The following is a 533-nucleotide window of genomic DNA, read 5'->3' on the forward strand; positions in this document are numbered from 1 at the left end:
AATTCCCCGTTTTCCAGTTGTCAGTTAACAGTCATCGGTTAACAGTACTTCATAACGGTAACTCAACACCTAGAATTTCCTATTTCAAATCAATGAACTTTCTCGATAACGCCCTCGCGCCACCTGGCTCCTTCGCTGAAAATATCCACTGGATATTTTCCCTGCGCTTCGGCCCTGTAGTCTCGGGCAGGCTCGAACTGCCGACCTCTACATTATCAGTGTAGCGCTCTAACCAGCTGAGCTACGAGACTTCAAAAAATATCTTGACATAATGGAAAGACAGCAAAGAAAAAAACAAACCCTTGGAACTCGGAACAAAAAAACATCCGTCGGAACTTTCTCTAGAAAGGAGGTGTTCCAGCCGCACCTTCCGGTACGGCTACCTTGTTACGACTTAGCCCTAGTTACCGATTTTGCCCTAGGCCGCTCCTTGCGGTCACGGACTTCAGGCACTCCCGGCTTCCATGGCTTGACGGGCGGTGTGTACAAGGCCCGGGAACGTATTCACCGGATCATGGCTGATATCCGATTAC

General features: G+C 49.0%; 1 tRNA gene and 1 rRNA gene. Both read right to left on the bottom strand.

Annotated elements, in window-relative coordinates:
• Positions 1 to 177: 177 nt before the first annotated feature.
• Positions 178 to 251: transfer RNA gene (locus AAFU51_18945), tRNA-Ile, on the bottom strand.
• Between the two features lie 94 nt (positions 252 to 345).
• Positions 346 to 533: ribosomal RNA gene (locus AAFU51_18950) — 16S ribosomal RNA — on the bottom strand; the annotation flags it as partial.

This window comes from Bacteroidota bacterium, from assembly GCA_039821555.1.
GTDB lineage: Bacteria > Bacteroidota > Rhodothermia > Rhodothermales > Rubricoccaceae > JBCBEX01.